This window comes from Cupriavidus taiwanensis (assembly GCF_900250075.1).
In the GTDB taxonomy this organism is placed as follows: Bacteria; Pseudomonadota; Gammaproteobacteria; order Burkholderiales; family Burkholderiaceae; genus Cupriavidus; species Cupriavidus taiwanensis_C.
In genome coordinates this window covers 140,079-160,757 of sequence record NZ_LT977071.1, presented here as the reverse complement: position 1 = coordinate 160,757, position 20,679 = coordinate 140,079, and the positions used below count along the sequence as shown (strand labels likewise).

The window sequence follows — 20,679 nt, the reverse complement described above, 5'->3', positions numbered from 1 at the left end:
CCACAGCGGCGTTGGCCGCCGGTTCATGGGTGGGTGCCGAAAGCAGGGGAAAGGGGCGGGGCGTTCTGGTACTTTTCGCGGAGCAGGCGCTTGTTGATCTTGCCCACGCTGGTCTTTTCGATTGCGTCGACAAAGAGCACCCGTTCCGGGATCGCATACTTCGAGATCGCGCCGCGGCGGACGAAGTTGCGCAAATGCTCCTGGATTTCTTCCGTCCCAGTGGACTGTCCCGGCCGCAGCACGACCAACGGCAGGGGACGTTCGCCCCACTGTGCATCCTTGATGCCGATGACGGCCACTTCGCTCACCGCGGCGTGGCGCGAAATGAGGTCTTCGAGCTCCAGCGACGATACCCACTCGCCGCCGCTCTTGATCACATCCTTGATGCGGTCGGTGACTTTCAGATAACCGTCGCTGTCGATCGAGCCAATGTCGTTGGTATGGAGGTAGCCACCGGCCCACAGGTGCTCGGACCCAGCCGCATCGCCGAGATAGCCTTGCGTGAGCCACGGTGCGCGGACCACGATTTCGCCGCTGGCCTCGCCATCGTGCGCAATGTCGCGCATCTCGTCATCGACGATGCGCAGGTCGACCAGCGGAACCGGCAAGCCGGTCTTGGTGCGGAGGTCGAGCTCGGTGGCGGCATCGCCAAGCAGCGAGGTCTTCACCTGCGCCAGTGTGAGGATGGGGCAGGTCTCAGACATGCCGTAGCCGGTGAACACGTCGATGCCGCGGTCGACGGCGGCCTGCGCCAGGCCGCGCGGCAGCGCCGAACCGCCCACGATGATCTTCATGCCGCTCAGGTCGACCTCGGTTGAATCAGGGTGCGACAGGATCATGTGGAGCAGCGTGGGCACGCCGTGGGAGAACGTGACCCGCTCGCCTTGCATCAGCCGCAGTAGGTGATCTGCGGCGTAGCGGCCCGGATAGACCTGTTTCACACCAAGCGCCGTTGCCACAAAGGGCATCCCCCATGCGTGCACATGGAACATCGGCGTCAGCGGCATGTAGACGTCGTCCCGATGCACGCGTCCCTGGCTGGGCGCAGCGGCCAGAGCCGCCATGGTGGCGAGCGTATGGAGCACGATCTGCCGATGGCTGAAGTACACCCCTTTGGGCAGCCCGGTAGTGCCTGTGGTGTAGAAGGTCGTGGCCCGGGCGTTCTCGTCGAAATCCGGGAAGGCGTAGTCAGGTGGCGACGCCGCCAGCAGCGCTTCGTACTCGGCGCTGAAGCCATCGGGCAAGGGCGCATTGCTCAGTGCGAAGGTGTCGTCGCTGACCAGAACGAAGCGCTCGACGGTTTCGAGCTGAGCGCGAATCAAGGCGAGCGTTGGCAGAAAGTCGGCATGGACGATCAGCAGCCTGACGCCAGCGTGGTTCAGTGTGTAGGCTATCTGTTCCGGCGACAGCCGCACGTTTACCGTCATCAGCACCGCGCCCATCATGGGGATGCCGAAGTAGCTTTCGAGGTAGCGGTGGCTGTCCCAGTCCATGACTGCCACCGTATCGCCCGGTGCAATGCCGAGCGATTGCAGGCCGCTGGCCAGTTGGCCGATGCGGTGCCGCATGGTCCAGTAGCTGTGTCGGACCTGACTGCGGTAGACGATTTCCTGCTCCGGGTTGACCGCCAGCGGCGCGTGCAGGAGCTGCTTGATCAGCAGCGGATAGGCGTACGCCGATGGCGTGCGGGGGATCGGGATAGGCCGTGTCACGGAGGAACTCCTTGATTGCTGTGGCAGCGGCCTGGGCAGCATGCCCATGACTTGCATGCAGCGCCAGGGACGCCGGATGCCTGCCAGCGTAAGCGCCATGGCACGGCTTTCCAGCCCCCCAACAGGGGAGGCACCGGGCATCCCGAGGTTTGCCTCGGGGGGGCATGGTGGGGTGCCTCCCCGTTCGGGTGGCTGGCTTGGCAGGCGCAACGGCCTAACCTGCGCTCCAACGACCGCGTCCAAGGAGACTGCAAGTATGGCTTCCTCACCTCGTCCTCAACCTGTCTTTCCCGATTTGCAGGGCAAAGTGGCACTTGTGACGGGCGCATTCGGCGGGCTTGGCCGCCACTTCGCGCTGACCCTGGCAAACGCTGGATGCCGCGTAGTGCTTGCCGGCCGCCGACTCGCCGAAGGGGAACGCTTGCTGGCGGAGATCCGGGCGACGGGCGCGGACGGATGTGTGGTTCACCTGGATGTGTGTGATCCCGATTCCGTATCCGGCGCCTTCTTCCGGGCCGAGCAGGCGCAGGGTACCGTGGACATCGTCGTCAACAGTGCTGGCATTGCAACCACCGGGCCCGCGCTAGAGACGAGTGAGCAGGATTGGGCGCGGGTCATCGATACCAACCTGACTGGCGCCTGGCGTGTGGCGCAGTACGCCGCCCAGCAAATGCGCGAAGCTGGCCGGCAGGGCAGCATCATCAACATCGCTTCCATTCTGGGGCTGCGGGTGGCGCAGCAGGTTCCCGCATACACGGCGGCAAAGGCCGGTTTGATCCACCTGACGCAATCGCTGGCACTGGAATGGGCACGCCATGGCATCCGTGTCAACGCCCTGGCGCCGGGGTACTTCGCCACTGAGATCAATCGCGCCTTCTTCCAGACAGACGGCGGGCAAGCGATGGTCCGGCGCATCCCTCAGCGGCGCCTGGGACAGCCCTCCCAGCTTGATGGCGCCTTGCTGCTGCTGGCATCGGGGGCATCGGATTACATCACCGGCGCCGTGTTGCCCGTCGATGGCGGGCATCTCGTCAGCACGCTGTGATGCGTCAAGCGATTCTCCACATCAGCCAAAGGACAGCCCAATGAACGATACGACTCACCGCAACTGGGACGCGCTGGCCCGGCTGCTCCTTGCGCGCGGGCTGATCGACCAGGCATCGCTTGCTGCCACCCGGCTTACCGGTGGCCAGTCCAATCCGACTTTCCTGGTCTCCTCCGGTGCACACCGCTACGTGCTGCGGATGAAGCCTGCCGGGCACATCCAGGCCAAGGCGCACGCCATCGACCGCGAGTTTCGGGTCATGAGCGCGCTCCAGGGCAGTAATGTGCCCGTCCCCGCCGTGTACCTGTACAGCGAAGATCTGTCCGTGGTTGGCAGCCCGTTCTACCTGATGGAATACCTAGATGGCAGGGTAATGGTGGACCAGTCGTTGCCGGGAATGCAAAGCGCCGAGCGCAGGGCCATCTACGCGGAGATGAATCGGGTGATGGCAGCGCTGCATCGCATCGATGTCCAGGCGGCAGGCCTGGCCGACTACAGCCCTGTCGGTAACTACCTGGCGCGTCAGATTGCCGGATGGACGCGCCAGAGCCGTGCCACCGGCGCGCTGGAAAGTTCCGCCATGCAGGCGCTGGTGAGCTGGCTCCCAAGGAACATCCCCGCGGGCAAGGAGACGCGTCTCGTCCATGGCGACTTCCGCCTTGACAATCTGGTCTTCCACCCCAGCGAGCCCCGGGTCATCGGGGTGCTGGACTGGGAGTTGTCCGCGCTGGGACATCCGCTCGTTGACTTTGCCTATCATTGCCTGAGCTGGCACATCCCTTCATCGCTGTGGCGCGGTATCGCCGATCTCGACTTCGCGGGCCTTGGTATCCCGTGCGAACAGACATATTTGCAGTGGTATGCCGAAGCCAACGGCACTGCGGGTATCGAACACTGGGACTTCTACATCGCCTACAACCTGTTCAGGCTGGCCGCCATTATGTTTGGCATTGCAGAGAGGGCACGGCAAGGCAACGCTGCCGCCGCGGATGCCGTCGAGACTGGCCGAAAGGCCGGGCCGATAGCCGACCTGGGATGGCATTACGCGATGCGCCATGAGGCCATCCGGCGTCGTAATACGCATGCGCTGTCCTGACGAGGACATGTGCCGACGCCGTCGCACTGGCGCAGGCTGTCTGACCGCGGGGTTGCCGCGACTCGCCCGCTCACAGCTCGGGTGGCGCTCACTGTTTGAACATTCCATACTAGGAGTGTCGCCCGCCGCATGGCCCTAAGACTGCGAAAAGGTCCAGTCTGACTTGCGCCAGGGTCGAGCAGCGTGCCAATCACCGAACGTAGAGCAGGAGGCGAAGCTGAAGATGAAAGCGCCAGGCTTGCTCCTCGCCCTGTCACTCGCCATGGGGACTGCGCCGCACGCCGGTGCAGTCGGATGCGAACATGACATGCAGTGCAAGGGCGAGCGCATTTGCCAACTGGGCCAATGCGTCTCTCCTGCGTCGACAGGCCCGAACGCAGAACGACCTGTCCAACCATCTCCTGCGACAAAAATCGTCCCGCCACCCGAGCCACCTGCAAGGGTTCGTCCGGCGACGGGAAATGTCCCGTCAACCGGACAGCCAGCAAAGACTGCTCCGGCGAGAAAGAGTGGCACGGCATCTGAACAACCCGCCCAGCCCTCGGCGGCCAAAAGTGGCCGGACACCTCAGCAACCCGCCGTAGATTCTCCCGCCATGACGAATACTCCGGCACTTTCGACTGAATTTCGCTCTTGCTGCACCAAAATCGGAAAACTGCCCCTCGACCGAGAGCTGGACCAGGAAGACGTTGCCACTACCCCCCGTGATTTCTGTCGTGGGAAAACCATTGATGGAATCTCTCTCCCAGGTACTCCGTGCAATTGAAGTACTCACTGTGCGGTTCAAGTGAACTGCCTCGGTAAAGCCCGCACAGGAGACACGCCGACCGCAACGTCAGGTTAGTCAAGGCGGTCGCATCCGTTGGCCGGAAGTTTTTCTTATCTCGTCATCCGAAAAGATTCAGTTCTGTTGCGTCCGGGGCTAACGTTAGAGTTCAGAACAAGACGCACATCGGCCCGATCAGAAAACGGAGGATGGCATGAAATGCAAGACGCTACTGACCGCGGCGGCAATGCTGGTGGCAACCACGGCAACATGGGCGCAACCCGAAACCCGCGTGGATGTCACGCAGTCGCCTGAAGGGGCGACTGCGACCGGCACCGCCAAGGTCACCGCCACGATCACCAAGATCGATGCGCCGACGCGGACGGTCCGGCTGAAATCCGGCGACGGCAAGACCAGGGATCTCGTCGTGGGGCCGGACGCCAGGAACTTCGAGCAGCTCAAGGTCGGCGACACTGTCACGGTGGAGTACAGGGAAGCGCTGACCATGAGCCTGAAGAAGGGCAGTGGTCCGCTGGCCATGCATGAGCGCGAGATCTCGGAGCGCGCTGCGCCCGGAGCAAAGCCGGGCGGCACGGTCGGACGTGAAGTCACCGTCACGGCAGACGTCGTTGCCTTCGACACCAGCGCCAGGACGGTCACCTTGAAGGGGCCAAAGGGACGCACCGTGGTCCTGCTGGTAGGGGACACGACACGCCTCAATGGCATCAAGACGGGCGACCGGGTCGAAGCGGTTTATACCGAGGCCGTTGCAGTGTCCGTACAGCCGGCTGCGGCCAGGTAGGGCTCCAGAACCCGTCGCTTGCCTCGCCCGCAGTGTTTCAGAACCTCCAGCGGAGAACGGCATGGATGCAGTCCGGACATTGCTCGAAACCCAGCCGCTGCTCACGCTGTTCCTCACGGTTGCACTGGGCTATGTCGTAGGCGAGATCAGTATCAAGGGCGTGTCACTCGGTTCGGGCGCGGTGCTGTTCGTGGGGCTGGCGATCGGCGGGTTCGCGCCCAAGGCCGCGCCGCCTGCCATCCTTGGCACCCTGGGGCTGCTGCTCTTTCTCTATGGCATTGGGATCCAGTACGGGGAGCAGTTTTTCAAGGGGCTGACCAGCCCCGATGGCATCAAGGCCAACGCCGCTGCGGTCCTTGGCGTGGTTGGCTCCGGACTGGTCGCGGTTGCGCTGGTGCCGCTGGTCGGCGTTAAGCTCGACGAGTCGCTGGGAATGTTCGCCGGCGCGGGCACCAGTACGGCAAGCCTGCAGGCCGCGATGACGGCGATGAAGAGCGACGGCGCCGCAGTGGGCTACAGCGTCGCGTACCCGGTCGGCGTGGCCGGGCCGATCCTGTTTCTGTATGCCCTCACCGCGCTGCTCAAGCCGAATATCGTGCGGCCGCCACCAAAGCTGATCGAGACCGCCGAGATTGCGCTGACCAACCCGGCGTTTATCGGCCTGCGGCTGCCGGAGGTGGTAGCGCGCCTGCCGGAAGGGGTAGCGATTGCCGCCGTGCGTCGCGCCCACCACAACTACCCGTCCGCCGATGACCTGGTCCTGCAGGCCAACGACGTGCTGCTCGCGACCGCCACCGACCCGGCCGCGCTGCGTGAAGCCACCTCGCTGTGCGGAGAGCTGCAGCCAGGCCGCATGACGAGCCATCGCGAAGACCTGGACTATATGCGCGTGTTCGCCTCAAGCCGGCTCGTGGTCGGGCACACGCTGCGCGATATCCGTTTTCCCGAAGGCATGGTCTGCTCGATCGCCCATGTGCGGCGCGGCGATGCGGACCTGATGCCCCGCGATGACCTCACCCTCGAGTTCGGTGACCGCGTCGGCCTGCTGGTCAATCGCGCCCACATGAAGCCGATTCGCGCGCTGTTTGGCGACTCCATCAAGGGCACCGCCGAACTGAGCTTTATCTCGATCGGCATCGGCGCGGCGCTCGGGCTGCTGGTGGGGCTGATCCCGGTGCCGATTCCCGGCGTCGGCACGCTGGCGCTGGGGCTGGCGGCGCTGCTGCTGGTTGCCCTCGTGCTCGGCCGGGTGCGCCGTCTCGGGCCGTTCGTCTGGACCATGCCGCTGTCGGCCAACCTGGTCCTGCGCAACTTCGGGCTGACCATCTTCCTGGCACAGGTGGGCATCGCATCCGGGCCGAAGTTCTTCGCCACCATCGGCGTAACCGGGGTGTCCTTCCTGATCTATGGCGTGGTGATCCTGCTCGCCCTGCTGCTGATTACTGCGATTTTCTGCCTCTGGGTCTTCAGGCTGCCGTTCGACCTGGCGGTGGGCGTGATCTGCGGCGCGACCGGCAATCCCGCCATCCTTGCCTTTGCCAACCGCGTCGCGCCCACCGACCGGCCCGACCTTGGCTACTCGATGATCTTCCCGTCAATGACCATTGTGAAGATCCTGTTCGTACAGGTCGCCGCCACGCTGGCTGGCGGATAGTGCAGGGGCAACCTGGGCGAAGCGCGCCATGCGATTCGCCGCGGAGACACATCATGGAAATCGCCGTCTTCAGCGCAAAGTCCTACGATCGTCAACATCTCGATGCCGCGAATGCGGCTGAAGGCCATCAGCTCAAGTACTTCGACGTGCCCTTGGACAGTGAGACGGTTGGCCTCGCCGCGGGTCACGGCGCCGTGTGCATCTTCGTCAATGACCGGGCCGATGCGACCGTGCTGGAAGCGCTCGGTCGCGGCGGCACCAGGCTGGTCGCGCTGCGCTGCACGGGGTTCAACAACGTCGACCTGAAAGCCGCGCAGGCGCTTGGGATCAAGGTAGTGCGCGTTGTCGACTACTCGCCCAACGCGGTCGCCGAGCACGCAGTGGCCCTGCTGATGGCGGTCAACCGCAAGATCCACCGCGCCTACAACCGCACGCGGGACTTCAATTTTTCGCTCGAAGGCCTGATGGGCTTCGACCTGTGCGGCAAGACCGTGGCCGTGATCGGCACCGGCAAGATCGGGCGCGTGTTTGCGAAAATCATGGTCGGGTTCGGTTGCAACGTGATCGGCTACGACAAGTACCCATCCCCGGAATTCGAGGCCCTTGGCGGACGCTACGCGGACGAGGGGGAAATCGGCGCAAGCGCGGACTGCATCTCGCTGCACTGCCCGCTCACGCCCGAGACCCATCACATCATCAACGCCGAAACGCTGTCGCGCGCCAAGCCAGGCGCCTTGCTGATCAACACCAGTCGCGGCGGGCTGATCGACACGGAAGCAGTGATCGAAGCGCTCAGGACCGGGCAACTCGGCGGCCTGGCGATCGACGTGTACGAGCAGGAGGCGGACCTGTTCTTCCGCGACCTGTCCGGCACCATCGTCGACGACTTCGTGCTGCAGCAGCTAATCACCTTTCCTAACGTGATCGTGACCGGGCACCAGGCCTTCCTCACGCGCGAGGCCGTGACCACCATTTGCGAAACAACCTTGCGCAGCGTGACGGAGTTCGAAAGCGGCAAGTCGCTCACTAACGAAGTCAGCGCCAGTTGAACACGGCTGGCGGTCTCATGTCGCGCCCCGCCAATGGCTTAAACCGCTCCCTGAAAAGGCCGGCCGCCCAACCCAGCTGAAAAAAATGCGCGGCAGGGCCGCGCATTCACAATCACCTGACAGATAACGGGGAGCGATCTGCAGGTTGTACCAGTGGTCGGTAGCACCCAGGCCAAACGTGATGGGTGCCTTCCTGATCCGAAGTCAAGCAACACGCCGAGGCGAATTCACCGCGCAATAAGCGGGCCTCGCCGTGACCGAGGGCGCTTGTCCCAGCCCGCCTTCCGCTTCCCGTGCGTAGTAGGCGGCCTCATCCGTCGCCAGGCGAGCACAGTAGGCGGCATCCTTCCTTTCAGCCAGCCGGGCACAGTACGCGGCATCCTTCTTTTCGCCGATGCGCGCGCAATACGCGGCGTGGTCCGTTGCAGCGCGTGCGCAGTAGGCCGCGGAGGTAAGCGGTCTGCCGAACTCGCGCAGGTTCAGCGCGTCGCTGGAGGCGGCCAGCGCCAGCAGGCGTGCCTCGTCTTCCGGGCCGTCGATGCCAACGTAGGGATCGTGATGCAGCACACGGCCGAAGATGCGCATGCAGTCGTCGGCATAACGCCGGGTATCCAGGATATGGGCATGCCAGAAGGCATCGACCAGCTCGCTGGGCACTGCCGGTGTTTCCGGATACTTCGCGGCCAGCTTCAGGAACTGGCGGTAGCCGTCCTCGGCCTGCTCCAGGGACGCCGGAGTCCAGTCCCGATGCCGCTGGTGCAGCAGCTTGGCCTTCATCCTCTCGAAATCGAGGGCATCGATGTCTTGCCACATGGTTTGCACAGTACGTTCATGCATGATCCAGTTTCCTCTCTTTTTGTTGGACTGCCTGCAATGCGACGACACGACGGCGCGCCTGGTCAGGCGCGCATCGGTTCCGTGCGAACTCGGGGCCATGCTCCATGCGTCTGGCGAGGAAGGCAGTGATCTTCGCCGGCGGCAACGGATGGCTGAAGTAGTAGCCCTGCACTTCGTCGCAGCCTTCGCGGCGCAGGAATTCGAGCTGGGCCTCGTTCTCCACGCCCTCGGCGACGACTTCGAGGCCGAGCCTGTGGCCCAGGCCGATCACCGCGCTGGTGATCTGCGTGTCGCTGCGGCTTTCGGGTACATAGCGGACGAAGCTGCGGTCGATCTTGACCGTATCGATCGGGAAGCGGCTCAGGTAGGCGAGCGAGGAATAACCGGTTCCGAAATCATCGATGGCCAGGCGCACGCCAGTGCGCTTCAGGCGCGACAGCCAGTTCGAAGCCTGTTCGGCATCGCGCATGACCATGCTTTCGGTCAGCTCCAGCTCAAGCAGGTTGCCGGGCAGGGCTGCCTGGCGCAGCGCATCGATGATGGTCAGCCTGAGCGCTTTGTCGGCAAACTGCCGGGCGGAGAGGTTGACCGAAACACGCACCGGCGGCAGTCCCTGCGCCAGCCACGCGGCGTTCTGGCGGCACGCTTCGCGCAGCGCCCATGCGCCGATCTCGACGATGGCGCCGCTTTGCTCGGCGAAGGGAATGAAGTCCGCTGGCATGACCAGGCCTAGCTCCGGGTGGCGCCAGCGGATCAGCGCCTCGACTGCGGTGCAGGTGCCGGATGCCAGCGCGATGCGCGGCTGGTAATAGAGCACGAACTCATCATTCTCGAGCGCGCGGTGCAGGTGCGACTCCATGTCGATGCGCCGCTGCAATGTGGTGCTCATGCCGCGGCAATAGAACTGGTAGCCGTTCTTGCCCAGCTGCTTGGCGCCGTACATGGCCAGGTCGGCATGCTTGAGCAGGGTTTGCCAGTCGTCGCCGTCTTCGGGGAACGAGCTGATGCCGATGCTGGCGGTCATCCGCATCTCGGACCCATTGACCACAAAGGCGGGCGTGAGCACCGCCTGCAGTTGCGAGATGGTCCGGCCAAGAACGGTCGAATCGCCCTTGGGGTCGAGCAGCACGACAAACTCGTCGCCACCAAAGCGCGTAATCAACTCCACCTCGGGCAAGCCCTGGAGCAGCCGCTCGGCCATTTCGCGGAGCACGGCATCGCCGGCGTTGTGGCCGATGGTGTCGTTGACGACCTTGAATTCGTCCAGGTCGACGAAGATCACATGCAGTGCCTGTCCGCCGGCGCGGGCGCGTGCCAGGGCCTTTTCGAACTCGGCCTTGAACATCAGCCGGTTGGGCAGGCCGGTCAGGGCATCGTGATTGGCGATGAAACGCAGGTTTTCCTCGGCCTGCCGCCGCAGCAGGAAATGCCCGGTCTGGCCGGCAATGCCCACGGCCATCGTCAGCGCATGGACATCGGCGCTGCGCCGGGTGCGGGAATAGAGTTCGACCACGCCAAGGGTAACGTGGCCCCGGCTCAGCGGAAAGGCGAATACCGTGCGGATGCCACCGCTGGCAAGCCATCCGGCGTGCGCATGCCGGGCCAGGTCATGGAGTCCCGCATACCATTGTGGCGCCGCAATGGCCGTGGCGCCCGCGGTACGGGCAGGGTGTGCGGCGAGCCATGGCTCGAGCCCCTTGGCGCGGCTCAGGCATACCTGCGGCAGCTTGTTGCCATGGCCATCGTCGGCCGGCCAGAATGCCCCGGCCTCCCATTCCATGCCTTCCAGCAGGGTGTGGACGATGTCCTCGAGCACCTCGGCTTCACTGTCGGCCGTGGCCAGGTGCAGGGCGATCTGGTGCTCCTGCGCGCGCGCCTGTTCCGCCGCCTTGCGCTGGCTGATATCCTGCGCGGTGCCGCGCAAGGCGGTACTGTTGCCCGCCGGACCCTGCGCGTGGCAAATCAGATGCAACCAGCCGCGCCGTCCACGTTGCGAACGGTAAGGGCACTCGAGCTCGAACGGCTGGCGATCCCGCACGGCTTTTTCCATCCGTTCCCGCAGCACGGCGCGATGGCTGGTCTCGATCGCCTGGAACAGCGTGTCCGGGGTCGGCCGGTGGCCGCGCCAGCCCAGCAGGCGCCCCATTTCCCGTGAAAAGTGGGCAACGTCCTTGCCCAGGTCGATGCGCCAGTCGCCGAGCTGGGCGATCTGCTGCGCCTCGGCCAGCGCCGCCTGGCTCTCGCGCAGGCTGTGCGTCATCTGGTCGGCGACGGCTACGGCCCGTGCACGCGAGCTCGACAAGGCGTAGGCCAGCCAGCCCAGCAGCACGGTGATGATCATCCCGGAAATGATCACCAGCGTGGGCAGATAGCGTTGCGGACCGCCGATCGCGGTCGAGTCGGCAGCGAAGGCAATGACCCAGCGCCGTCCGCCGAAGTTGCGCTCCACGCTCCTGGTCAGGTCGTCCCGGCTGGCCGCCGCGGCCGCCGGTTCATCCGCCGCCGTGCCCGCGCGCGGCGCTGCGCGGCCATCTGCGGCACGGCCCGGGCGGGGCGTGGCCAGCCCGGTGCGGCTGTCATAAAGGAGGTTGCCGGCGGACAGGGCATCGGCTGGCGCCGTAAAGTCCCCGGCGTCATAGACGCGAAAGCGGATCGGGCGCAGGTTCTGGTTGCTGACCAGGTCCTTGAGCAAATCCGCCACGCGGATGCCGGCACCGACCGAGCCGACGTAAGCGGCGCGGCGCGCCTCCACGGAATCCAGGTCCAGCGCCTTGCGATACACCGGCAGGCGCAGCGCGATGCCCACATGAGGATTCCTGGCCTCGCTGAAGATCAGCCGGCCGCTGCTGACCGGGTGCCCGGTATCGCGGGCGCGCTCCAGCGCGGCGAGGCGGCGCGGTTCGGCACCCATGTCGACGCCGATGGAAGGCAGGTTGGTGGCGAGCGGCTCGACATAGGTCAGGACGAAGTAGCCCGGGCGCTGGCCGGGAGGCCGGATGCTGAACGTCACGCCGGCCTCGCGCAGGATGGGGTCATTGCGCTGCCTGGCGACAAACGCATCGAGCTCCGGCGCCGGCACGTAGGGCGCGTAATTCAGCGTCTGGAAACCGGGGTAGCGCTGCGGCAGGTTCAGGCCGACGACAAAGTCGCGAAACTCGCCGCGCGAGACATGGTCGCTGGCGCCGAACAGCGCCTGCATCGTGACCAGCACGTCGGTATAGAGCCGGATCCGCGTATCGATCTGCTGGACCACGTCGCCGGTATCGCTGTCGAAGCGCAGCCGCACATCCCGTTCCAGCAGATCGGTGCAGAAGGCATAGACGACAGCCGTCGTCAGCGCTCCAAGAAGCACCGTGCCCGCCGTGATGGAACGCGACCCAACGCGTCCAAGCGGGCTCGGCGTGCGCGCAAGCACCTGACGCAACATTGTCTCCCCCGGCTCGCGGCGGTCACCACGAGATCGTGGTCTTCGCCGACGGCTGACACCAAAGATGAAGTACGGCCAGGCCCTGCTATGCGAACCCGTGGCTCTAAATGTCTTTACAATCTATATCAAACGGCGGTTAACAGAGATCCAATTTTGCAGCGCCAGCACCCCACCAAAGCGGGGGGTAAGCAGGTGGCGTGGAGACACATCAACGCAGGGTCCAATGCAACACGACACGCCATCGATGGATGGGTGCGATGTCTGGATGCTGATGCGTGGTGAGCGGCGGCGCGCGGATCCGGAATCCGCTGCTAGCGGAACCTGAACAGCCCTTGCCAGAATGCCTCGAACGGGCTGCCGGGGATTTCGGTGCGCGCCGGGCTGGCATCCGCCGGCGCTACGGCCTCGCGCTCGGCGCATGCGTGGCGCGACTGATGCAGTGCATGAACGCTGTCGGCAATTCGTCCGGCGAGCTCCGTCTCGCAGTCCTTGCCCAGCAGGATGCCGAACAGGACGTCGCGCGAATGCCCTGCGTCGGCATAGCGCATCGCGATGGCAACCATCTTCTCGTAATGCTCCTGCGCGACGCGTCTCGCCTGCTCCTGTGCCTGGCGTTCCTCGGCCTCTTGTGCTGCGTGCTCGGCTTCCCAGCGGCGCATTTCGCGTTCGAAGACTTCGTCGTAGACCTGGCGCTGCTCGGCGTCGGACAGGATCGCATAGGCATCGCGAATCTGCTGGAAGGCGGCATGGCTTTCGGCTTCGCGACCGGGATTGCGGTCCGGATGCCATTTCATTGCCGCACGGCGATAGGCAAGCTTGATCTCGTCCAGGGTGGCATCGGCCTGTACGCCAAGCGTCGCGTAGAGCGTGGTCATGGGAAGCGGGGCGGGAGGAGAACGCGGGCCTTCATGCTAGCACGCCGCCCCGGCGCGCAGCAGCGAGGCTTCACTGCAAGGTTGTCCGCCGTTGACGATTGCCATGCCCGCCTTGGCAAGGCCGGCTGCCCCTGGCCGCGAAAGCAGGCCGAGGCAGTCGACAGCTCGCAAGGGGTTAAAGCGATGGTCTGAAGGCGGTTTGCTGGCGTGCCTTGCCGTCGCTTGCGCGAACACGACCGACCGCTTTGAGAAAGGCGTAGCCTTGAATCGTGACTTGCGGGTGCGCAAGGGTTGGCCCGAGACGCTCGAGCGTGATGAGCTGCTTTTCAAGCAGCGCCTGCATGTCTGCGTCGTCCAGCTCGGTGGCGTCGGAGTGGTCGTTCACCAGGACCAGCGTGGCGATTTCATGATGACTCAGCACAGTTGTCTCCCAAGCTATAGGTCTATTCTTGCTACGGGACTACACTACACCGCAGGTCCGCCTGGATCGGAAGGTCCAGTCATCGCAGACCACAGACTGGGCAAGGGCAAGCTCGCCGCTCACGCCAGAAGCTCCATCTTAGGTGCCCATCAGCGGGGCTTCAATGTTCTTGTCGACGGGCTAGGGTATTCTCTGCTTTGGTCCCCATGGGCTTCGATGTGGGCGGTATCCCCGATCGGTTATTAGCCCGACCGGTCGGTCGTTGATTTGCCAGGCGCGGTTCGACCATGCAAGCCAGCGACGAACGCAAAGCCTGAGCTGCGCCGACACTAGCTGACCGGCCGCCGTCCTTCACCCCATCCCCACCACACTAGACAACAACATCTTCACCAGCACCGCCTGCCGCGTCGCCCCCGTCTTCGCAAAGATCCCCCGCAAATGCGCCCGCGCGGTGTTCTTCTTCACGCCCAGCCGCGCCGCGGCCTCATCGAGGGTCAGCCCGTCGACCATCAGCAGGGCCAGCTCGATCTCGGTGGGGGTCAGGTGGAACAGCTTGCGCAGGCTGGCGTGGGTGTTGCGCGGCGAACCGGCGGGATCGCGGATGAAGACCGCTACCGCGGGGCGGCGGGCCTTGTCCTCGCTGCGGTAGCTGAGCGGAATGGGGCGCACCAGCACGCTCAGCGGCGTGGGCGCGGCGGGCCGGCTGAGCGTGGTGACTTCGCTGCGCGGCGTGGCCAGCGCGTGGGCCTGTGCGGCGCTCTCCAGGATCTTGCGGAACCTGCGGTTTTCCATCGGGCAGTGCGCGTGCAGCGCGCCGTCCGCCAGGTAGAGGCCGTCGCGGGCGCGCAGCAGGCGGCCGGCGACGTCGTTGGCGCGGATGCAGCGGCCGTGTTCGTCCAGGATGACCGTGCCCACCTGCATGCGGTCGACCGCATCGGCGTAGAGCGACCGTTCGGAGGCCAGCACGTCGAGCGCGGCATGCAGGTCGACGGCGCGTTTCAGGTGCGGCAGCAAGTCGAGCAGCAGCGCCTTGTCGGCGAGGGTGAAGTCCTGTCCCGCGGCGGTGCGGCTGATGAACAGCGCGCATTCGACGCCATCCGGCGTGACCAGGTTGGCGGCCAGGATGTAGCGCAGGCCGAGCGGCTGCAGATATTGCACGTAGAACGGATGCGCCAGCCAGCCGGCTTCGCCGAACAGCTCGTCGGCACTGAAGAGGCGGTCGGGGTGCAGGTCCAGGAAGGGGCACAGCGCATAGTATTGCTCGCTGTATGACGGCTCACCGGGCAGGTGGGGGCCGTAGTCGGAGGCGTTGACGATCAGGCCGGGGCGGTCGGTGGCGGGGTGGCGCAGCACCAGCGTGACGAAGGCGGCGGCCTGGCGCTGGCGGAGGCTTTCAAGGAAGATGGCCCAGGGGACGGGTTCTGTGGGGCCTTGATAGAGCTGGGCGAGGAGGGCGCTGAGTTCGGCGGCGGGCAACGGGTCTGGCAGCATATGGCAGAGCGGTGGGTGGCTCCCCTCTCCCGCAAGCGGGAGAGGGAGCACGCAATCGGCCGTGCAAGTGCTTTGGCCTCAGGCGGGCACGGTGAGCATTCCCGGCAGAATGTCGGTCTCGCCCATCGTACCCACCCCCACCGCCGCCTCATCGTCCGTTCAGCCTAGGGCCTGTCCCTGAGCCATGCGACGATCCGCTCCGCCGCCTGCTCGGCGCTGTCGCCGGTGGTGTCGATGCGGATTTCCGGATGCTCGGGCGGCTCGTAGGGCGAGTCGATGCCGGTGAAGTTCTTAAGCTCCCCGCGGCGCGCCTTGCGGTACAGGCCCTTGGGGTCGCGCTGCTCGGCCACGGCCAGCGGCGTGTCGATGAAGACTTCGATGAACTCGCCCTCGCCGGCCAGCGCGCGCGCCATCTCGCGCTCGCAGCGGAAGGGGGAGATGAACGACACCAGCACGATCAGCCCGGCGTCCAGCATCAGCCTGGCCACTTCCGCCACGCGCCGGATGTTCTCGATGCGGTCCGCTTCGGAGAAACCCAGGTCCTTGTTCAGGCCATGGCGCACGTTATCGCCATCGAGCAGGTAGGTGTGATGGCCCAGCGCGTGCAGGCGCTTTTCCACCAGGTTGGCGATGGTGGACTTGCCCGCGCCGGACAGCCCGGTGAACCAGACGATGCGCGGCGACTGGTGCTTGAGCGCGGCATGCGCGCGGCGGTCGACGTCGATCGCCTGCCAGTGAACGTTCTGCGCCCGGCGCAGCGCGAAGTGCAGCATGCCGGCGCCGACCGTGTTGTTGGTCAGGCGGTCGATCAGGATGAAGCCGCCGAGTTCGCGGTTGCGCGCGTACGGGTCGAACGCCACCGGCTGGTCCAGGTGCAGGTTGCACACGCCGATCTCGTTCAGCTCCAGCGTGCGCGCGGCCAGGTGCTCCAGCGTGTTGACGTTGACCTTGTACTTGGGCTGCGCCACCGTCACGCCCACAGTGCGCGTGCCCAGCTTGAGCAGGTAAGGACGCCCGGGCAGCATGGCGTCCTCGTTCATCCATACCAGCGTGGCCTCGAACTGGTCGGCCACCGCGGGCGGGTCGTCGGCGCAGGCCAGCACGTCGCCGCGGCTGACGTCGATCTCGTCGGCCAGGGTCAGCGTCACCGCCTGGCCGCGCATGGCGTGGTCGCATTCGCCGCCGGCGCCGACGATGCCGGTGACGCGGCTTTCGCGGCCGGAGGGCAGGGCGCGCACGCGGTCGCCACGCCGGATCACGCCCGCGCTGACGGTGCCGGCAAAGCCGCGGAAGTCCAGGTTGGGGCGGTTGACCCATTGCACCGGCAGCCGGAACGACTCGTCCTGCGCGGGCACGTGGTCGATCGGCACGCTCTCCAGGTGGTCCATCAGCGTCGGGCCCTGGTACCACGGGGTGTTGGCGCTGGGCGCGGTGATATTGTCGCCGCGCAGCGCGGACATCGGGATGCAGACGATATCGGTCAGCCCGATCTGCCGCGCGAACTCGCGGTATTCCTTCTCGATGCGCGTATGGACTTCGCGCGAGTAATCCACCATGTCCAGCTTGTTGACGGCCAGCACCACGCGCCGGATGCCGAGAGTGGCCACGAGGAAGCTGTGGCGCCGTGTCTGCGTCTGCACGCCGCGGCGCGCATCGACCAGCAGGATGGCCAGGTCGGCGGTGGAGGCGCCGGTGACCATGTTGCGCGTGTATTGCTCGTGCCCGGGGGTGTCGGCGACGATGAACTTGCGCTTGTCGGTGGCGAAGAAGCGGTAGGCCACGTCGATGGTGATGCCCTGTTCGCGCTCGGCGGCCAGGCCGTCCACCAGCAGCGCAAAGTCCAGGTTCTCGCCCTGCGTGCCCATCTTCTTCGAGTCGGCCTCGAGCTGCGCCAGCTGGTCCTCGAACAGCATCTTCGATTCATACAGCAGCCGGCCGATCAGCGTGCTCTTGCCGTCGTCGACGCTGCCGCAGGTGATGAAGCGCAGCAGGCTCTTGTGTTGCTGGGCGCGCAGATACTGCGCGATCTCGCCTTGCGTGCCGCCGGGTTGCGCCATTGCCGGCGCGTTGTCGATCAGGGTTTCCATCAGAAGTATCCCTCCTGCTTTTTCTTCTCCATCGAACCGGCCGAATCGCTGTCGATCAGCCGTCCCTGGCGCTCCGACGTGGTCGCCCGCAGCATTTCCTGGATGATGCCGCCGAGCGTGTCGGCCTCGCTCTCGATGGCGCCGGTGAGCGGGTAGCAGCCCAGCGTGCGGAAGCGGACCTTGCGCAGTTGCGGCGTTTCACCAGCGCGCAGCGGCAGGCGCTCGTCATCGACCATGATCAGCGTGCCGTCGCGTTCGACGACAGGCCTTTCCTTTGCGAAGTACAGCGGCACGATCGGAATCTGGTTCAGGTAGATGTATTGCCAGATATCGAGCTCGGTCCAGTTCGACAGCGGGAACACGCGCAGGCTCTCGCCCTTGCGCTTGCGCGTGTTGTACTGGCGCCAGAGTTCGGGGCGCTGCATCTTGGGGTCCCAGCGGTGCTGGGCGGTGCGCACCGAGAACACGCGCTCCTTGGCGCGCGATTTCTCTTCATCGCGGCGCGCGCCGCCGAAGGCCGCGTCAAAGCCGTAGTGGTCCAGCGCCTGCTTCAGGCCCTGCGTCTTCCACACGTCGGTATGGACGGCCGAGCCGTGTTCGTGCGGGCTGATATTGCGCGCCAGACCTTCGGGGTTGATGTGCACGCGCAGGTCCAGGCCGAGCCGGGCCGCGGTCTGGTCGCGGAACGCGATCATCTCGCGGAACTTCCACGTGGTATCGACATGCAGCAGCGGAAACGGCGGCCGCGCGGGATGGAAGGCCTTCATCGCCAGGTGCAGCATCACCGCGCTGTCCTTGCCGATCGAATAGAGCATGACGGGGTTCTCGCACTCCGCCACCACCTCCCGCATGATGTGGATGCTCTCCGCCTCCAGTTGCTCCAGGTGGGTCAACATCGGGGTCTCCTCTTGGTTTGCCGGCGCCGCGCAGGGTTGTGCGGCTGCCTGGCATGGGCAAAAGGTAGCGAGCCGGGGGCCTGCGCCACTTCGTCCGGGCGGACTAAGAAATCGCGGGCCGCGGCGCGCATTTCCTAGTCCACCCGGACGAGGAAGGAGCCGTGCTGCGCTGGGTATCGTTGCTGCGCCGACCAACCACGGGAGCAGGCAGATGGCGACCTCCGCCGAAGACCAATTGCTGAGCGGCCAGACCTGGGCCGATTTTTGCGACGTACTGAAGCGCAGCGGGCAGCAGATCCTGCGCCCGGAAGCGCCGGCGGACGCGCTCACGCGCGCCGAAGGGTTCCGCTACCTGAGCCGCCTGCTGCGCATTGCGCTGGAGATGCATGTGGAATTTGCCGATCCGGCGTTCCCCGGCTTCTTTTCGCCCTCGCACGAGACCGCCAAGATCGGCGCGGACAATCCGGACAACCTGTACCGCTACGCGCGCCTGGACGGCAACGCGGCGTACCGCATCCGTGGCCGGCGCGGCACGGTCGCGTACCTGAGCTTCGGCACGCAGAAGGGCGGCTATGAAACCGACGGACGCATGGTCCAGACCGGCTTTATCGACAGCAACAAGCTTGCCGTGGAGCCGGACGGCAGTTTCGAGATCACGCTCAGCGCCGAGCCGCAGCCGGGCAACTGGGTGCGCATGGAGCCGGCCACCAATGCGCTGGTGGTGCGCCAGACCTTCCTCGACCGCAAGGCGGAGACGCCGGCGCAATTGCAGATCGAGCGTATCGACGCCAATGGCAAGCCGCCAGCGCTGAGCGCGGAGCGCCTGCATGCCGGACTGCTGCGCGCCGCCGGTTTTGTCGAGGGCACCGCGCGCATCTTTGCCGACTGGGCCGAGGGCTACGGCGGCCATGTCAACGCGCTGCCGCCGGCGGACCAGGCGGTGTGCCAGGCGGCGGGCGGCGATCCCAACATCTTCTACTACCACTCATGCTGGCGGCTCGCCGATGACGAGGCGCTGGTGGTCGAGGTCGAGCGGGTGCCGGAGTGCGAGTTCTGGAACTTCCAGATCAACAACTACTGGATGGAATCGCTCGACTACCGCTACCACGATATCTGCCTCAACAAGCACGGCGCCCGGCTCAACGCCGACGGCGGCGTCACGGTGATCCTCAGCGCGCGCGACCCGGGCCTGCCCAACTGGCTGGAAACCGCCGGCCATCACAACGGCACCATGTGCTGGCGCTGGGTCGGCGCGGCGCAGCCGGCGCATCCGCGCACGCGCGTGGTCAAGCTTGCATCGCTCAGGGAGAACAAGGCATGAACGCCATCAACGTGGAACGCCTGCTGGCGCAGGCGAGCGAGCAGGCCGGCGGCCTGGACGACTTCGGCCCGGGCAACTATCGCGAGGCGCTGCGGGTGCTGTCGGATTCGCTGTCACGCGAGGCCAACCTGTCGGCGCAAGGTGCGCAGATGCTGGAAGGCAAGCTGCGGGGCCAGCTGGTCAACCGGCTGGTGATCCAGGACTTCTGCCGGCGCCATCCGGAAATCCTGCAGGAGCGCGTGGACGATCCGCTGGTCATCGTCGGCCTGCCGCGCACCGGCACCACGCTGCTGCAGCGCATGCTGGCCACCGACGCGCGCTTCAGTTCGGCGGCCTGGTGGGAGACCCGCTATCCGGCCCCGCTGCCGGGCGAGGACGTGCGCGACCCCGGCCGGCGCATCGCCGCGGCGCGCGAAGAGGTTGCGCAGATGATCCGGTTCATCCCGGACATCCTTGCCATCCACCCGCTCGACGCGATGGCCGCCGACGAGGAATTCATGCTGATGGAGCATTCGTTCCTGTGCGCGATGGATTCCTACGCCAATGTGCCGGCCTATACCGGCTGGCTGGCGCGGCAGGACCATACCGAGGTCTATGCCTGCCTGAAGACCATGCTGCAGTTCCTGCAGTGGCAGAAGCGCCAGCGCGGCGAGGCCTCGACGGTGCCGGCGCAGCGCTGGGTGCTGAAGACCCCGCAGCACCTGCATACGCTGGAGGTGCTGTTCCGCGTGTTCCCGGGCGCGCAGGTGGTGCTGACCCACCGCGATCCGCTGCAGACCATCCCGTCGATGGCGAGCATGGCGCATACGCTGTGGAAGCTGTACGCCCACGATCCGGATCCGGTCACGGCCGGCCGCCAGTGGAGCGAACAGATGCGGCGCGGCACCGATCACGCCATGGCCGTGCGCGACGCCATGCCGGCCGAGCGCTTCCTCGACGTGCGCTTCGAGGACACGGTGCGCGATCCGTTCGGCGTGGCGCAGGCGGTCTACCGCTTCGCCGGCATGCCGCTGACCGAGGCCGCGCGCGCCGGCATGTGGGCCTGGATGGAAAGCAACCCGCGCAACCAGCGCGCGGCGCACGCTTATACGCCGGAACGGTTCGGGCTGAGCCAGGCGCAGCTCGAGCGAGATTTCGCCGGTTACCGGGCGCGGCACATCCTGAACCGCAACGCAAACGAATGACCGGCAACGCCAGCAC

15 protein-coding genes are annotated in these 20,679 nt (G+C 65.8%); 7 read left to right on the top strand and 8 right to left on the bottom strand.

Annotation, left to right across the window (positions count from 1 at the left end; all coding sequences use genetic code 11):
* Nucleotides 1-23: 23 nt before the first annotated feature.
* Nucleotides 24-1,754 carry a fatty acid--CoA ligase gene (locus tag CBM2588_RS17150; protein ID WP_231942312.1) on the bottom strand — a complete coding sequence of 577 codons (1,731 nt, stop codon included), beginning with the start codon at nucleotides 1,752-1,754 and terminating at the stop codon, nucleotides 24-26.
* Nucleotides 1,755-1,968: 214 nt separating this feature from the next.
* Here CBM2588_RS17150 and CBM2588_RS17145 point away from each other — a divergent pair, with 214 nt between their 5' ends.
* The 5 genes from CBM2588_RS17145 to CBM2588_RS17125 all read left to right on the top strand — a co-directional run bounded on the left by CBM2588_RS17145 (nucleotide 1,969) and on the right by CBM2588_RS17125 (nucleotide 8,124).
* Nucleotides 1,969-2,757 (top strand): SDR family NAD(P)-dependent oxidoreductase, encoded by a 789-nt coding sequence (locus tag CBM2588_RS17145; protein WP_115681638.1) that lies wholly within the window; start codon nucleotides 1,969-1,971, stop codon nucleotides 2,755-2,757.
* 40 nt (nucleotides 2,758-2,797) lie between these two features.
* Nucleotides 2,798-3,853 carry a phosphotransferase family protein gene (locus CBM2588_RS17140; RefSeq protein WP_115681637.1) on the top strand — a complete coding sequence of 352 codons (1,056 nt, stop codon included), beginning with the start codon at nucleotides 2,798-2,800 and terminating at the stop codon, nucleotides 3,851-3,853.
* Nucleotides 3,854-4,833: 980 nt separating this feature from the next.
* Nucleotides 4,834-5,421: a DUF1344 domain-containing protein gene (locus tag CBM2588_RS17135; RefSeq protein WP_115681636.1), complete on the top strand. Its 588-nt coding sequence runs from the start codon at nucleotides 4,834-4,836 to the stop codon at nucleotides 5,419-5,421.
* Nucleotides 5,422-5,482: 61 nt separating this feature from the next.
* Nucleotides 5,483-7,075 carry an aspartate:alanine exchanger family transporter gene (locus CBM2588_RS17130; protein ID WP_115681635.1) on the top strand — a complete coding sequence of 531 codons (1,593 nt, stop codon included), beginning with the start codon at nucleotides 5,483-5,485 and terminating at the stop codon, nucleotides 7,073-7,075.
* A 53-nt stretch (nucleotides 7,076-7,128) separates the two neighbouring features.
* Nucleotides 7,129-8,124, top strand: coding sequence for a 2-hydroxyacid dehydrogenase (locus CBM2588_RS17125; protein ID WP_115681634.1), 996 nt, complete (start codon nucleotides 7,129-7,131; stop codon nucleotides 8,122-8,124).
* Nucleotides 8,125-8,328: 204 nt separating this feature from the next.
* On the opposite strand, the gene CBM2588_RS17120 is transcribed toward CBM2588_RS17125, so the two are convergent.
* The 7 genes from CBM2588_RS17120 to cysD form a co-directional block, all read right to left on the bottom strand.
* Complete coding sequence (locus CBM2588_RS17120; RefSeq protein WP_115681633.1) at nucleotides 8,329-8,961, bottom strand: glycine-rich domain-containing protein; 633 nt, start codon at nucleotides 8,959-8,961, stop codon at nucleotides 8,329-8,331.
* A complete protein-coding gene (locus tag CBM2588_RS17115; RefSeq protein ID WP_439897448.1) occupies nucleotides 8,954-12,388 on the bottom strand; it encodes a bifunctional diguanylate cyclase/phosphodiesterase in 3,435 nt (1,144 codons plus the stop codon). The genes CBM2588_RS17120 and CBM2588_RS17115 overlap by 8 nt, the downstream gene beginning before the upstream one ends.
* 311 nt (nucleotides 12,389-12,699) lie before the next feature.
* Nucleotides 12,700-13,263 carry a J domain-containing protein gene (locus CBM2588_RS17110; protein ID WP_115681632.1) on the bottom strand — a complete coding sequence of 188 codons (564 nt, stop codon included), beginning with the start codon at nucleotides 13,261-13,263 and terminating at the stop codon, nucleotides 12,700-12,702.
* 175 nt (nucleotides 13,264-13,438) lie between these two features.
* A complete protein-coding gene (locus CBM2588_RS17105; RefSeq protein ID WP_115681631.1) occupies nucleotides 13,439-13,684 on the bottom strand; it encodes a hypothetical protein in 246 nt (81 codons plus the stop codon).
* A gap of 351 nt (nucleotides 13,685-14,035) precedes the next feature.
* Nucleotides 14,036-15,175: a helix-turn-helix transcriptional regulator gene (locus tag CBM2588_RS17100; RefSeq protein WP_115681630.1), complete on the bottom strand. Its 1,140-nt coding sequence runs from the start codon at nucleotides 15,173-15,175 to the stop codon at nucleotides 14,036-14,038.
* 164 nt (nucleotides 15,176-15,339) lie between these two features.
* On the bottom strand, nucleotides 15,340-17,262 hold the full coding sequence (gene cysN, locus CBM2588_RS17095) for a sulfate adenylyltransferase subunit CysN (RefSeq protein ID WP_115681629.1): 1,923 nt from the start codon (nucleotides 17,260-17,262) through the stop codon (nucleotides 15,340-15,342).
* A complete protein-coding gene (gene cysD, locus CBM2588_RS17090; protein WP_269462423.1) occupies nucleotides 17,262-18,488 on the bottom strand; it encodes a sulfate adenylyltransferase subunit CysD in 1,227 nt (408 codons plus the stop codon). The genes cysN and cysD overlap by 1 nt, the downstream gene beginning before the upstream one ends.
* Between cysD and CBM2588_RS17085 the strand changes: the two genes are divergently transcribed.
* Both CBM2588_RS17085 and CBM2588_RS17080 read left to right on the top strand, forming a co-directional pair.
* Nucleotides 18,370-19,479, top strand: coding sequence for a DUF1214 domain-containing protein (locus tag CBM2588_RS17085; protein ID WP_115681627.1), 1,110 nt, complete (start codon nucleotides 18,370-18,372; stop codon nucleotides 19,477-19,479). The genes cysD and CBM2588_RS17085 overlap by 119 nt on opposite strands.
* Nucleotides 19,476-20,663 (top strand): sulfotransferase family protein, encoded by a 1,188-nt coding sequence (locus CBM2588_RS17080; protein WP_115681626.1) that lies wholly within the window; start codon nucleotides 19,476-19,478, stop codon nucleotides 20,661-20,663. The genes CBM2588_RS17085 and CBM2588_RS17080 overlap by 4 nt, the downstream gene beginning before the upstream one ends.
* Nucleotides 20,664-20,679: the final 16 nt, after the last annotated feature.

What these genes read in the sequence shown, in the direction of transcription:
- CBM2588_RS17080 (WP_115681626.1), top strand. Translation starts at nt 19,476, where the DNA reads ATGAACGCCATCAACGTGGAACGCCTGCTGGCGCAGGCGAGCGAGCAG.
- CBM2588_RS17085 (WP_115681627.1), top strand. Translation starts at nt 18,370, where the DNA reads ATGGCGACCTCCGCCGAAGACCAATTGCTGAGCGGCCAGACCTGGGCC.
- cysN (WP_115681629.1), bottom strand. Translation starts at nt 17,262, where the DNA reads ATGGAAACCCTGATCGACAACGCGCCGGCAATGGCGCAACCCGGCGGC.
- CBM2588_RS17135 (WP_115681636.1), top strand. Translation starts at nt 4,834, where the DNA reads ATGAAATGCAAGACGCTACTGACCGCGGCGGCAATGCTGGTGGCAACC.
- CBM2588_RS17110 (WP_115681632.1), bottom strand. Translation starts at nt 13,263, where the DNA reads ATGACCACGCTCTACGCGACGCTTGGCGTACAGGCCGATGCCACCCTG.
- CBM2588_RS17120 (WP_115681633.1), bottom strand. Translation starts at nt 8,961, where the DNA reads ATGCATGAACGTACTGTGCAAACCATGTGGCAAGACATCGATGCCCTC.
- CBM2588_RS17140 (WP_115681637.1), top strand. Translation starts at nt 2,798, where the DNA reads ATGAACGATACGACTCACCGCAACTGGGACGCGCTGGCCCGGCTGCTC.
- CBM2588_RS17125 (WP_115681634.1), top strand. Translation starts at nt 7,129, where the DNA reads ATGGAAATCGCCGTCTTCAGCGCAAAGTCCTACGATCGTCAACATCTC.
- CBM2588_RS17150 (WP_231942312.1), bottom strand. Translation starts at nt 1,754, where the DNA reads ATGCTGCCCAGGCCGCTGCCACAGCAATCAAGGAGTTCCTCCGTGACA.
- CBM2588_RS17145 (WP_115681638.1), top strand. Translation starts at nt 1,969, where the DNA reads ATGGCTTCCTCACCTCGTCCTCAACCTGTCTTTCCCGATTTGCAGGGC.
- CBM2588_RS17100 (WP_115681630.1), bottom strand. Translation starts at nt 15,175, where the DNA reads ATGCTGCCAGACCCGTTGCCCGCCGCCGAACTCAGCGCCCTCCTCGCC.
- CBM2588_RS17130 (WP_115681635.1), top strand. Translation starts at nt 5,483, where the DNA reads ATGGATGCAGTCCGGACATTGCTCGAAACCCAGCCGCTGCTCACGCTG.
- CBM2588_RS17115 (WP_439897448.1), bottom strand. Translation starts at nt 12,388, where the DNA reads ATGTTGCGTCAGGTGCTTGCGCGCACGCCGAGCCCGCTTGGACGCGTT.